Below are 12716 nucleotides of genomic sequence, written 5' to 3'. Positions count from 1 at the left end.
GCAAGCCCTTGAATTCATTGGACTGCAAGAAATGCTTGCATTTGCGGGCGGGCCGTGAGCGGCCCGGCCCGAATCGCGTGTGGCACACTTGACCGCTTTCCGGATTCCACGCCACGGGGCGCCTCTCGAATGCAAAAAATCATTGGCCAAATCGCCGCAGAACTGAATGTCAAGCCGCAGCAAGTGGGTGCTGCGGTCGAATTGCTTGATGGCGGAGCCACGGTTCCGTTCGTCGCCCGCTACCGCAAGGAAGTGACCGGCGGCCTGGACGACGCGCAATTGCGCCAGCTCGACGAACGCCTGGGCTATCTGCGCGAGCTGGAAGACCGCCGGGGCACGGTGCTCAAGGCCATCGACGAGCAGGGCAAGCTGACCGATGCGCTGCGCCTGGCCATTGCCAATGCGCCCACCAAGCAGGAGCTGGAGGACATCTACCTGCCCTTCAAGCAAAAGCGCCGCACCAAGGGCCAGATTGCCAAGGAATTCGGCATCGAGCCGCTGGCCGACAAGCTGTTTGCCGACCCCACGCTGGACCCGCACAAGGAGGCCGAGGCCTTCTGCAAGCCCGCCACCACCCTGGACGACGGCAAGCCGGGCCCCGATTTCTCCACCACCTTCGCCGTGCTCGATGGCGTGCGCGACATCCTGTCCGAGCGCTGGGCCGAAGACCCGGCGCTGGTGCAGAAGCTGCGCGAATGGCTGTGGGAAGACGGCCTGCTGCGCTCCAAGAAGATCGAGGCCAAGAACGAGAACGACCCCGAGGTCGCCAAGTTCCGCGACTATTTCGAGTACGACGAACCGATTGGCCGCGTGCCCTCGCACCGCGCCCTGGCCGTGTTCCGCGGCCGCGCGCTGGAAATCCTCGAGGCCAAGCTGGTTCTTCCCGTGGAGCCCGAGCCCGGCCAGCCCAGCCTGGCCGAAGGCAAGATCGCCCTGCACCTGGGCTGGAGCCACGCCAAGCGCGCCAGCGACGACCTGATCCGCAAGTGCGTGGCCTGGACCTGGCGCGTCAAGCTGAGCCTGTCCACCGAGCGGGACCTGTTCTCGCGCCTGCGCGAAGACGCCGAGAAGGTGGCCATCAAGGTCTTTGGCGACAACCTGCGCGACCTGCTGCTGGCCGCGCCTGCGGGCCAGCGCGCCGTCATCGGCCTGGACCCGGGCATCCGCACGGGTGTCAAGGTGGCCGTGGTGGACAGCACGGGCAAGCTGGTGGACACCACCACCATCTACCCGCATGAGCCGCGCCGCGACTGGGACGGCTCCCTGGCCGTGCTGGCCCGCCTGGTCGAAAAGCACCAGATCAACCTGATTGCCATCGGCAACGGCACGGCCAGCCGCGAGACCGACAAGCTGGCGGCCGACCTGATCAAGATCGCCAGCAAGGCCGACCGCCAGATCGAGAAGGTCGTGGTCAGCGAGGCCGGCGCTTCCGTGTATTCCGCCAGCGAGTTCGCCTCGCAGGAAATGCCCGATGTGGACGTGAGCCTGCGCGGCGCCGCCAGCATTGCGCGCCGCCTGCAGGATCCGCTGGCCGAGCTGGTCAAGATCGACCCCAAGAGCATCGGCGTGGGCCAGTACCAGCACGACGTGAACCAGAGCGAGCTGGCGCGCCAGCTCGATGCCGTGGTCGAGGACTGCGTGAACTCCGTGGGCGTGGACCTGAACACGGCCTCGGCGCCGCTGCTGTCGCGCGTCTCGGGCCTGTCGGGCAGCGTGGCCAAGTCGGTGGTGCGCTGGCGCGATGCCAACGGCTCCTTCAAGAGCCGCAAGCAGCTGATGGACGTGGCTGGCCTGGGCGCCAAGACCTTCGAGCAGTCCGCAGGCTTTCTGCGCATCCGCGGCGGCGACAACCCGCTGGACATGACGGGCGTGCACCCGGAAACCTATCCCGTGGTCGAACGCATCATTGCCACCACGGGCAAGAGCGTGGACCAGCTCATGGGCCGCTCCGAGGTGCTCAAGGGCCTGAAGGCCGAGCAGTTCGTGAACGAGCAGTTCGGCGCCATCACCATCAAGGACATCCTGTGCGAGCTGGAAAAACCCGGCCGCGATCCGCGCCCGGACTTCGTCGTCGCCCGCTTCAATGACGGCGTGGAAGACATCAAGGACCTCAAGGAAGGCATGACGCTGGAGGGCACGGTCAGCAACGTGGCCCAGTTCGGCGCCTTCGTGGACCTGGGCGTGCACCAGGACGGCCTGGTCCACGTCAGCCAGATGAGCCACAAGTTCATCGAGGACGCGCGCGAGGTCGTCAAGACCGGCCAGATCGTCAAGGTCAAGGTGCTGGAGGTCGATGTGGCGCGCAAGCGCATCAGCCTGACCATGAAGCTGGATGCGGCGCCCGCGCGCCGCGACGGCCCCCGTGACAACCGCTTCGAGAGCGCAGGCCGGGGCAGCCAGGGCCATCAGGGCGGCCAGCGCCGCGCGCCCGAGCCGGCGCAGCAGTCGGCCATGGCCTCGGCCTTCGCCAAGCTGCAGACCCGCAAGTAAGGCCGGGCAGGGCAAGGCAGGAAACGCGATGGCTGCGCACGCACTGGATCTGCAGACGCTGTTGACCCAGACGCTGGCCCTGCCGGCGCAGCCGCGCATTGTGGCCCTGCTGCTGCGCGAGCTGGTGCCCGAGCAGCCCAGCCTGCGCCGGCTGAGCCAGCTGTTCGCGGCCGATCCCGCGCTGGCTGCCGGGCTGCTGGCGCAGGCCAACGGCCCGGTCTTCGGCATGGCGGGCCGTGTCACCGGCATTCCGGAGGCGCTGGCCCTGCTGGCGCCCGCGCAGTTGCGCCAGATCGTGCGGGGCATGCCGCTGGGCGTGGGCACGCATGCCGTGCCGGGCGTGGCCATGCCGGCCTTCTGGCGCTACAGCGTGGATGCCGCACGCGTGGCCCGCGCGCTGGCCGGCACGGTGCAGGCCAGCCCCACGGCGGCCTATGCGGCAGGCCTGCTGCACGGGCTGGGCGAGCTGGCCATGCACATGATCGATCCCGGCCGCGCGGCCACCATCTCCGAGCTGGTCGGTCCGCTGGACCCGCGCCGTGCCGAACTGGAGATGCGGCTGTGCGGCTACGCATACAGCCATGTCAGCGCAGGCCTGGCACGGCGCTGGAATCTTCCGCCGCTGCTGGCCGACGCGCTGCAGCACCTGCACGCGCCGCTGGCCCAGCCCGGCTTCGATCCCCTGGCCTGCGTGCTGCACATCGCCGCCTGGCGCGCCCGATCGCGCGAGGCGCAATGGGGCGAGCGCGCGCTGGCCGTGAGCTTTCCCGGCGAAGTGGGGGTGGCCCTAGGCCTGGACATCGACATGGTGCTGCGCCAGGACCCGGTGGACTGGATGGCCGACACGGGCCTGGATGTGCTGCTTTAGGGCAGGACCCAGGGCCAGCGTCAGTTCCGGTGCCAGGGCGCCGGCACCATGTCGAAAAGCGGCGTGGGGTCGCGCCGGTAGGGCGCGGGGCTGATGGGCGCCATGGGCTGCATGGTCATGGGGTCGATGCGTGCCAGCTGCTGCATCCAGCCAATGTCCACACCGCCGCCCTGTGCGGGGCGCGAATAGATCAACTCCAGCATGCGCCGCGATGCCACATGGCCGTGGGACGCCGCCTGCTGGTACAGGCGCAGGGCCTCGGTGTAGTTGGCCGGCACGCCTTCGCCACGGTGATAGCGCTGGGCCTGCTCCCACTGCTGCTGGGCCGTGACGGGCTGGCGCACCTGGATGTCCTGCTCGCTGGGCGAGCCCCGCAACTCCGGCGTGCGCTGCAGTCGTTGCGGCCCCTGCGCCGCAGGCGGGGCAGACGTGCCCTGGGCCGACACCAGCTGGCCTGCGGGCCGCATGCGGTCGCCCAGCATCTGCGCATTGGTCGCCGCGCTGGATGAGCGCGGCGCCGCCGCGCGGAACTGGCGCAGGGCGGCCTCGGGCTCGTCCTGCGCGAGCAGGGCCAGGCCCCATTCGAGCTGGGCGCCGGGGCTGCCCGAACGCGCCGCGCGCTGCAGCAGCTCCTGGTCGGGCGTGCCTGCCACGGTCAAGGCCTCGCCCACGGGCTCGGCCGTGGACAGCGGCGCCAGGCGCCGGGCCAGCAGCCATTCCAGGTATTGCGCACGGGCCGGGTCGGTCTTGGCCAGCTGGGCGATCCAGGGCCTTGCGGCCGGTGGATCGGGGGGCTGGCCGCAGCCGTCCATGGCGCACCAGGCCAGTCCCGCGCTGGCCAGCGGATGGCCGGCGCGCTGGGCACGCTCGAACCAGGTCCTGGCCTGTGGCCCGTCCTGGGCCATGGCAATGCCATGCAGTGCCAGCAGGCCCATGACCCATTGCGCCTCGCGCTGCGTGGCCGGGCTCACGCCCTTGCCTTCGGCGCGGCTGCGCAGTTGGGACAGGGCCCGTTGCTGGGCGGTATCCGAGGTCGAAGTGATGTTGCTGGTGCCCGGCTGGGAGCCGTACACGCTGGCCGTCGCCACCCGGATGGGCATGACCGGCGTGAAGCGGGCTGCCGCCTGCACATGCGGCAGCACGGCGGGCGCCAGACCGGGCAGCACCACCAGCAGCCCGGGCAGCACAAGCCTGGCGGTCAGGCGCAGCCCGCGGCGCCGCCGCGGCGAGGTTTCATGAGCGCTGGAGGGCATGGCAGGTGCCTCTGGTTGGCTTGTGGTCCGCACCGTGCATCAGCGCTTGGCCTGGGCCGGCACCACCTGCCAGAAGCGGGCCGAGCCGGTGTACCCGTCTGCGCCCAGCGAGCTGGCCATGTACTGGTTGACATCCTCCAGGGAGCGCATGCCCGGGATGGCGATGAAGGCCTTGCCCTGCAGCAGCGTGGGCAGCTTGTCGGTCATGTTCTGCTCGGTGGCGAAGCAGGCCACGCCTTCCTTGCCGGGAGGGCCGGCGTTGATCACATAGCCGGGGTTGGGGCTCATCCAGTCGGGCAGGCGCACGGACTGGGCGGCGGTGATCCAGCCCGAGCGGTTCACGTCGTTGGGCACCAGCCGGGTGACCTCGCCATCGGCGCCCGCCATGAAGCACGACAGGTAGGAGGCACGCGACACGGTGGTGGACAGGAAGAGCTGCTCACCCGTCTCGAAGGAGGTGCGGGTGGGCGTGATGTTCTCCACCCACAGGTCCAGCTTGCGGTCGGGCGCGGGGGCGCCGTAGCGGTAGTCGCCCGTGCCCACGGCCACGTTCTCGGAGGCGGTGGTGACCGGCGCTGCGCTCTTGGTGTTCCAGCCAATGCGCGTGATGTGCCCATCGGCGCCCACGGCCACGAAGTCGCGCAGTGCGCGCTCGTAGGTGTTGAAGTCCACCACACCGTTGACCACCATGCCGCTGTCGGCCTGGAAGCGCCCTATGGCCTCGCGCCACTGCGGGTTGCCTGCGGTGAAGGCCGGGGCGTCCGGCGGCAGATAGCCCTTGCTGATCAGCGACTGGCGCACCAGTTCCTGGTGGATGCCGGCTTCGCCTTCCTCGTACCAGTCGCGCAGCTGGCGCTGGAAGTCGGGGTGGGTCTGGTCCAGCGTCAGGCATTGCCAGTAGGGCAGGCGCGACCATTTGCCCAGCAGCTCGATCATGCCCAGCTCGACCAGGGTGCGCACGGCCGGGCCCGAGCCCTGGGCATAGTCGCGGCCCACGCTGAACTGCACGCCGTAGGTGCCGATGCGGCCGGACAGGTCCAGCCCCTGGCTGCCGTTGCCGATGACGACCTCGTTGGCCGAATCCAGGCCCGGGATGATGGTGCGCGTGCGGAAGTCGCCCAGGTGCAGCTCCATGCCCAGCACGGCGCCGCTGCGGTTGGCGCTGTAGCCGGTTTCCAGGCGCGAGGCGCTGGTGCCTATGTCCACGTTGTTGCGCAGCACGTTCTGGTCCATGAAGGACACGGCGCCCGACACATACAGGGCAGGGCGCTGCAGCTGGATCTGGTTGTTGTTGAGCAAGATGGTGGTGAGGTTCTGCACCGTATCCTGGCGGGCGATGTCCACCTCATAGTCCACGTAGCGGAAGGCACTGCTGACGCGCGACATCTGGGACAGGGCGGTGACCACCATCTCCTTGGCGGCCACGGCCACGCGGCCCGAGTAGTCGGGCAGCTGCTTGCTGGTGATCAGCACCGTGGGCATGTGGCTGTTGCGGAACATCCTGTCCATGCACATCAGCGAGTCGGAAAAGCTCGATATCGAGCGCACCGGCCGCACCACGGGGCGGTCGGCCGCATAGACCTTGTCCAGGTACTTGGCGTCCTTGCGCGCATCCAGCGGCGCGCAGCCCGACAGCAGCACGATGGACGCCGAGACGGCGCAGGCAATGGCCCGCATGCAACCCTGTCTGCCGGACCATCGCTGGCGGAAAGTCCCACGGTCGTCCGCATGGCCGCCGAGTGCCGGCTGCAGCGCGGCATCGGGGCGGGGAAGTCCTGGCGATGGAAGGCGGTTGCGCATGATGGACCTCTGCTGGAAAACGGCGAGCCAGGGCACAGGCGCGCACGGGCGTCGGCGCCGGAAATGGGGGATCGAGAAATGGTGGGCGGCCCGAAGGCTGGCCGCCCTGTGTCGCGCTAGCGGCAGACGTTGACCAGGTCGCCCTTGAGGACCACGATCTGGTCCTTGGTCTGGGGCCCATAGCGGTTGAATGCGCTGGCGTTGGTGTTGCTGGCCAGGTCCTGGGTGCAGGTGCGCTGCATGCCCGTGCTGCTCGTCGTGGTCGTGGTCACCACGTTCGCCTCGGTGGAGATACCGGGCGCATTGGTCATGGACATGGCTTCGTAGCGCGCGATCTTGGCCTTGACATTGATGGGGATGTCGGTGACGGTGTCCAGCCCCGACGATGTCGGCTGCTTGGCCGTGGGCAGCCTGAGGTAGTCGACGGGCTTGTTCAGCACCACCGGGTCTTCGCCGGGGGCCGCTGCATGAAGGGGGTTCGCTCCGAGGGCGAGCCAGGCCAATAGGGCAGCCGAACAGAGATGGGCGGCGGTGTGCATGGTGGGCTCTCCTGGTGCGGTGAGCTGGGTCTTCGCCGGGAAGGTGCCGCCGGGTGGCCTGGGGCCGCCCGGCAGTTTCCTTCGTCCGGCAGCCAGGCTCAGTGGTTGTTGTAGCAGGTCACGCAGCCGTTGTTGCTGGAGATGTTCTGCACTGCCATGGAACCGTTGCCGGCGTAGTTGATGATGCCGGAGTTCTTGGCAGCCACCACTTGGATCGAAGTGCTCTTCACGTCCACTTCGCCATAGTTGGAGGCCAGGTTGTTGACGGCCACTGCGCTATAGCCATCGGCCTTGTTCAGGATGCCGCTGCCGGTGGCTGCGACGACCTGCAGCGAGCTGCCACTGCGATCGATGGTCACGTTGCCTGCATTGCTGGCCAGGTTCTGGGAGGCCTTGCCACCACCCGTTGCCACGTTCAGCACGCCGCTCCTGTTCAGCAGGGTGACCTGAACGCTGGGGCCATTGATTTCGATCTGGGAGCTGCTGCTGCCGCCGCCGCTGCCGCCACCGCCGCCACCACCCATGGGGCCTGCCATGGCAGCTGTTGCGATCAAGCTCAGGGAAAGAATTGCAAGCGATTTCATGATGGCTCCTTGATGAAGAATCGGACTATCAGGAAGAGGTGTGTAAGCACCCGTTTTGCAGACACTTTGCGGAGGTTTCCGGCTTTGTCTCCCTGGACCCCTGCTCGTTGTCTGGACTCCAATGTGCTCGGGGAGATCCGTCCGTTCCATCTCTTGTCCGGGGTAGCCATGAGCGCTGATCCACTTGCCGGGTACTTACCCACCCAAGCCGTTTGCAGGCAGGCTGCATCGCGTTAAAACGGCAGCCGTGCGCGATGAATGGATCTGGGTAGTTTCAAGGTGTAACGACAGAAAATTCACGGTTGCAGCTTTGCTTGGGGTCGCCGTTTCGGCGGGTGCGGGGGCTTTTGGGCAACCTGGTGTATCGAAGTGCACGCACCTGAGGCCGGCGGCCGCAACAAAGGCGGGATCGGCCTTTGTCACAGGGCGGGATTGAAGGCGCGGTGTCTGGATCCGCAAGATCTGCCGGACCGGCGTTCAGGAAACTCCGTAGTCGATTCCTCACACAAAGGTGTTAATTTGTAATCTACGCAATCTTTCACAAACTTCGTCAAAGATTGTGGATATCGGTTGCGATTTCTCTTAATGTGGAAAGGCAAGTCTGTGATCGGTTGCGTCATACACATGGCGTGACATTTGAGGAGAGCAGCATGAATCCATCCGACGTTCCCGCCGATGCCCGACCCCTGATCGCCGAGTCCCCTCGCGCCCAGGGCATGCTGGGCACAGGTCTGAGCTCTGCCATGTGGCCCGACTACCTGGCGGGCCAGCCCGACAAGCCCGTGCGGGTGCTGCTGGTGGACGACGATGCCCATATCCGCATGGTCATTGCGCAGGAAATCATGAACGACCCGCGCACTCTGGTCGTGGCCCAGGCCGGCAGCGTGCGCGACGGGCGCAAGGCCATCCGCCAGCATGAATTCGACGTGATGCTGGTGGATCTGAACCTGGGTGACGGCGAGGGCTTCGAGCTGCTGGACATGATGAAGACCGTGAGGCCCACGGCCGAGGCCGTCATCATCTCCGTGATGGAAAACGACGAACAGGTGCTGCGCGCCTTCGAGCTGGGCGCAACGGGCTACCTCGTCAAGAACTCCTGGTTCGGCAACTATCCGCAGGCAGTGCTGCAGGTGGCCAATGGCGGCGCATCCGTCACCCCCAGCCTGGCGCGCAGGTTGCTGCAGCGCTTCGACAAGACCCAGGGCGCCGAGCCCAAGCGCCGCACGCCCGACGAGGCAGACCGCCTGTCCACCCGCGAGCGCGAGGTGCTGCGCATGGTGGCCAGCGGCTACACCAGCGCCGAGATCGGCTCGCGCCTGATGATCAGCGCCATGACGGTCAATACGCACATCAAGAACATCTACCGCAAGCTGCAGGTGCGCACACGCGCCCAGGCGGTACGCTTTGCATCGCTGCGCGGCCTGTTCTGATCCTGGGGCGGCGTCCTGCCCGCAGCGGCCTGCCGCCGCCCGGGCCATGGCGGCCGCGCCTGGCACGGCTTGGCCATGAAAGATCCCCTTCGCACGCTGGCCATCTGCCTGGCCCTGGGCCTGCTGCAGATGCTGGGCCTGTGCGCCTGGCTATGGCAGGCGGGCGCCCAGGCCCCGCCGTGGCTGAGCCTGGCCAGCCTGGCCCTGCTGGTATCCACGGCGCTGCTGTGCGCCATGGGCGCCCGGCGACTGCACAGGCTGCTGCTGTGGCGACGCCGGCGCAGTCCCCGGCCCTCGCGCGAAGTGCAGGCCGAGCGCCGGCGCATTGCCGCCGACCTGCACGACGGCGTGGGCGGGCTGCTGGTGCATGCCATGGCCTTGCTGGACCCGCGCGAGACCCGCCAGCGCCAGGCGCAGGAACTGCTGGAGCAGGCCTTGCTGGACCTGCGGCTCATGGTGGATGCCATGGACGCCATGGAAGACGCCTTGCCCGTGCGGCTGGCGCGCCTGCGCCACCGGCTGCAGCCCGTGCTGGACCGGCGCGGCATGCGCATCTGCTGGAGCGTGGCCGATCCGCATGCCGCCGCCGGGCTGCGCGGGGTGCCAGACCTGCCCGACCTGCCAGACTTGCCGCGTGGCCAGCCGTCCCAGCAGTTGCTGGCCATCGCCCAGGAGGCCGTGAGCAATGCGCTGCAGCATGCGCGCGCCACCACGCTGTGGCTGGTGCTGGAGCCGGTGGATCGTGCAGATGCTGCAAGCCCTGGCCGCGATGCCCGGCGTGCATTGCACTGGGAACTGCGCGTGGAAGATGACGGCTGCGGCCTGCCTTCCGACCCTGGCCCTGCGCAGGGTGCCATCCCGCCTGGCCTGCAGGGCATGGGCCTGGCAGGCATGCATCGCCGCGCCCATGCCATCGGGGCTGTGCTGGACATCCTGCCGCGGGCCGGTGGGGGTACCGTGGTGCGTGTGCGCTGGTGATCGGGCCGATGCGCCGGCGGCAACGGCGTTCCGGCAATTGCGGTGCCCGCTGACAGGGCAGGCCTGCGGCGCGCTGTGCAATCCCCCGATATGCGGATGTGAGGCAGTATCCATACCTGCATCCCAGCCCTGACATCCCGTTTCCATGAACCCACATTCCGACCCTGCGCCGTCGCCTTCACGGCAGGCCCTTCCTGCAGCCACCGAAGGCGCCAATGCTGCCAATGCAGCCGCGAATTCCGCCACCCATGCCGCCACCCATGCCGATTTCGCGCGCAGCGTGCGTTCGGCCCTGCCGGGCCTGGCACAGCTGGCCGACATGGTGCCCGCGCTGCGCCTGCTCACCGGGCTGCTGGTGGCCAGCATCGTCATTGCCGGCCTGTATTTCGGCCAGGGCCTGCTGATTCCGCTGGCGCTGGCGCTGCTGTTCGGTTTTTTGCTGGATCCGGCCGTCTCCCGGCTCAAGCGCTGGGGCATGCCGCGCATGGCGGCCACGCTGCTGGTGGTGGTCATGGCGCTGGCGACGCTGGCGGGAATGGGTACCTATCTGGGCAGCCAGGTGCAGCAGCTCAGCGCCGATCTGCCCACCTACCAGAACACCATCCGCGACAAGCTGCGCAGCCTGCGCAGGAACGCCAACATGCCCAGTGCCTGGGACGGCGCGCTGCGCACCTATGACACCGTGGAGCGCGAGATATCGCGCGGCGCCACCACGCCCCGCGTGCAGAAGGTGGAGATCCAGTCGCCCGAGCAAAAGCCCACGGCGCGCATGCTGCAGTGGCTGGGCCGCGTGGCCGAGCCCGTGACCATGGCCGGCATCGTGCTGCTGTTCGTGATCCTCATCCTGCTGGACCGCGATGACCTGCGCGACAGGCTGCTGCGCCTGATGGGCGGCAACCTGCACGTGGCCACCGACGCGCTGGACGAGGCCTCGCAGCGCATAGGCAAGTACCTGCGCATGCAGTTCGTCGTCAACATCACCTACGGACTGCCCATGGCGGCGGGGCTGTGGTTCATTGGCGTGCCGGGCGCCATTCTCTGGGGCGTGCTGGCGGCCATCATGCGTTTCGTGCCCTATGTGGGGGCCATGATCTCGGCCGCCTTCCCGCTGGCGCTGGCCTTTGCCGTGGACCCGGGCTGGCAGATGCTGCTGATGACACTGGGCCTGATCATGGCGCTGGAGCTGATCAGCAACAACCTGATCGAGCCCTGGCTGTACGGCAGCAGCACGGGCCTGTCCACGCTGTCCATCATCGTGTCGGCCACCTTCTGGACGGCGCTGTGGGGGCCGATAGGGCTGATCCTGTCCACCCCGCTGACGGTCTGCCTGCTGGTGCTGGGGCGCTACATCCCGGCGCTGCAATTCATGGAAGTGCTGCTGGGCAGCTCGCCCGTGCTGGGGCCGGCCCAGCGCCTGTACCAGCGCCTGCTGGCCGACGACGTGGAAGACGCGGTCACGCTGGCGCATGAACTGGTGGACGCAAGGCTGCCGGCGCGCGCCTCGCCGGACGAACGCTCGGCCGCAGTGGCCGGTTTCTATGACGAGGTGGCCATCCCCGCACTGCGCCTGGCCACGCAGCAGCACCTGGAATCGGCCACGGCCGAACACCGGCTGCGCCTGTCCAGCGGGATGGATGCCCTGATCGAGGAACTGCGCGAAAGCCATCCGGCGCCCGCTGCGGCCCTGGCCACGCGCGCCCTGCGCATCCATTGCGTGGGCGCGCGCTGGGAGGTCGATGCCCTGGCCGCCGCCATGGTGGCGCACAGCGAGGCGCTGCGCGGCCACGTGGTCAGCTGCTCGGACTGGGCCCTGGCCGCCGACCCGCAATGGCGCCAAATGGGACCGGGGCAGGGCGGCCTGCCGCAAGGCCACGCAGGAGCCCAGGCCCTGGCCGAGGCGCAGTTGCTGGTGCTGTCCGTCTTCAGCACCCAGCCCCAGACCGTGGTGCGCCAACTGATGCGCCGCGTGCGCCGCCATTGGCCGCACCTGCGCGTGGTGCTGGCGCTGTGGAATGCGCCGGCCGTGGTGTCCGACCCCGAGTTCGCGCGCCGCTGCGGCGCCGCCGCCTGCGTGTCCGGCCTGCGCGAGCTGCAGTTGTGGGTGGACGCCTTGCGCCTGCCTGACGCGGCAGGCCAGGGCCTGGCCGCGCCCATTCCCGATGACGACGCGCAGCGCGTGCGCCAGCTGCACGACAGCGGCGTGCTCGGGCCCGGCCTGCCGTCGCTGTACCACGAGGCAGCCCAGCAGGCCGCCAATGCCTTCGATGTGAAATGGGCCCAGGTCTCATGGGTCGATGCCGACCGCGTGCACACGCCCGGCAGCCTGCTGGTGGCGGACCAGGGCGACCCGGCTTCCGCCGGTATGCCGCGTGCGCAGTCCATCTGCTCCTACGTGGTCCATGGCGGTGACGCCCTGGTGGTGCATGACGCCGCGCGCGACCCCCGATTTGCCGGCAACCCCGCGTTGCAGGCGATGCGGCTGCGCTTTTACGCGGGCGTGCCGCTCAAGAACCGCCACGGCACGGTGCTGGGCAGCTTTTGCATCATGGACGACGCGCCGCGCGAGGTCTCGGCGGCCGATCTGGAGCTGTTGGGCGTCATGGCCGAGCAGTTGATGCAGAACGTGGAGGTGCGCCGGATGATGGAAGCTGGCGCTGCACCGGCTCCGGTGCAGGAGCCTGCACAAACTTCGGCGCAATTGACATCCCAAACTACACCCCAGCCACCATCGTCGTCACCATCGACAACACCCCAACCGAGTGCTGGCGGCTGAG

Annotated in this window: 9 protein-coding genes; 5 read left to right on the top strand and 4 right to left on the bottom strand. The window is 68.3% G+C overall.

Annotation, left to right across the window (positions count from 1 at the left end; genetic code table 11):
- Window positions 1–129 precede the first annotated feature (129 nt).
- Window positions 130–2490 carry a Tex family protein gene (locus tag A4F85_RS08660; RefSeq protein WP_063326328.1) on the top strand — a complete coding sequence of 787 codons (2361 nt, stop codon included), beginning with the start codon at window positions 130–132 and terminating at the stop codon, window positions 2488–2490.
- Between the two features lie 28 nt (window positions 2491–2518).
- Window positions 2519–3358, top strand: a complete 840-nt coding sequence (locus A4F85_RS08655; protein ID WP_043820881.1) for an HDOD domain-containing protein — start codon at window positions 2519–2521, stop codon at window positions 3356–3358.
- A 20-nt stretch (window positions 3359–3378) separates the two neighbouring features.
- Here A4F85_RS08655 and A4F85_RS08650 read toward each other — a convergent pair whose 3' ends face one another.
- The 4 genes from A4F85_RS08650 to A4F85_RS08635 all read right to left on the bottom strand — a co-directional run bounded on the left by A4F85_RS08650 (window position 3379) and on the right by A4F85_RS08635 (window position 7534).
- Window positions 3379–4611 carry an SEL1-like repeat protein gene (locus A4F85_RS08650; RefSeq protein WP_063326327.1) on the bottom strand — a complete coding sequence of 411 codons (1233 nt, stop codon included), beginning with the start codon at window positions 4609–4611 and terminating at the stop codon, window positions 3379–3381.
- A 39-nt stretch (window positions 4612–4650) separates the two neighbouring features.
- Window positions 4651–6288, bottom strand: coding sequence for a DUF4384 domain-containing protein (locus A4F85_RS08645; protein WP_043820886.1), 1638 nt, complete (start codon window positions 6286–6288; stop codon window positions 4651–4653).
- Between the two features lie 239 nt (window positions 6289–6527).
- Window positions 6528–6851: a hypothetical protein gene (locus tag A4F85_RS08640; RefSeq protein ID WP_224985943.1), complete on the bottom strand. Its 324-nt coding sequence runs from the start codon at window positions 6849–6851 to the stop codon at window positions 6528–6530.
- 197 nt (window positions 6852–7048) lie between these two features.
- Window positions 7049–7534 (bottom strand): hypothetical protein, encoded by a 486-nt coding sequence (locus A4F85_RS08635; protein ID WP_012205217.1) that lies wholly within the window; start codon window positions 7532–7534, stop codon window positions 7049–7051.
- Window positions 7535–8184: 650 nt separating this feature from the next.
- Between A4F85_RS08635 and A4F85_RS08630 the strand changes: the two genes are divergently transcribed.
- The 3 genes from A4F85_RS08630 (at window position 8185) to A4F85_RS08620 (ending at window position 12715) form a co-directional block, all read left to right on the top strand.
- Complete coding sequence (locus A4F85_RS08630; RefSeq protein WP_012205218.1) at window positions 8185–8964, top strand: LuxR C-terminal-related transcriptional regulator; 780 nt, start codon at window positions 8185–8187, stop codon at window positions 8962–8964.
- A gap of 75 nt (window positions 8965–9039) precedes the next feature.
- Entirely contained in the window at window positions 9040–9942 is a 903-nt protein-coding gene (locus tag A4F85_RS08625; protein ID WP_231890499.1) for a sensor histidine kinase, read from the top strand.
- Window positions 9943–10087: 145 nt separating this feature from the next.
- The gene (locus A4F85_RS08620) at window positions 10088–12715 is read left to right on the top strand and encodes an AI-2E family transporter (protein ID WP_063326325.1); all 2628 of its coding nucleotides are present in this window, start codon (window positions 10088–10090) and stop codon (window positions 12713–12715) included.
- Window position 12716 lies beyond the last annotated feature (1 nt).

The organism is Delftia sp. GW456-R20 (genome assembly GCF_001622915.1).
GTDB classification, from domain to species: domain Bacteria; phylum Pseudomonadota; class Gammaproteobacteria; order Burkholderiales; family Burkholderiaceae_C; genus Comamonas; species Comamonas acidovorans.
The sequence above is the reverse complement of the archived record's forward strand: the minus strand, read 5'-3'. Positions and strand labels throughout refer to the sequence as shown.

Coding starts and splice junctions, on each gene's coding strand:
- A4F85_RS08660 (WP_063326328.1), top strand. CDS start 130: ATGCAAAAAATCATTGGCCAAATCGCCGCAGAACTGAATGTCAAGCCG.
- A4F85_RS08655 (WP_043820881.1), top strand. CDS start 2,519: ATGGCTGCGCACGCACTGGATCTGCAGACGCTGTTGACCCAGACGCTG.
- A4F85_RS08650 (WP_063326327.1), bottom strand. CDS start 4,611: ATGCCCTCCAGCGCTCATGAAACCTCGCCGCGGCGGCGCCGCGGGCTG.
- A4F85_RS08645 (WP_043820886.1), bottom strand. CDS start 6,288: ATGCGGGCCATTGCCTGCGCCGTCTCGGCGTCCATCGTGCTGCTGTCG.
- A4F85_RS08635 (WP_012205217.1), bottom strand. CDS start 7,534: ATGAAATCGCTTGCAATTCTTTCCCTGAGCTTGATCGCAACAGCTGCC.
- A4F85_RS08630 (WP_012205218.1), top strand. CDS start 8,185: ATGAATCCATCCGACGTTCCCGCCGATGCCCGACCCCTGATCGCCGAG.
- A4F85_RS08625 (WP_231890499.1), top strand. CDS start 9,040: ATGAAAGATCCCCTTCGCACGCTGGCCATCTGCCTGGCCCTGGGCCTG.
- A4F85_RS08620 (WP_063326325.1), top strand. CDS start 10,088: ATGAACCCACATTCCGACCCTGCGCCGTCGCCTTCACGGCAGGCCCTT.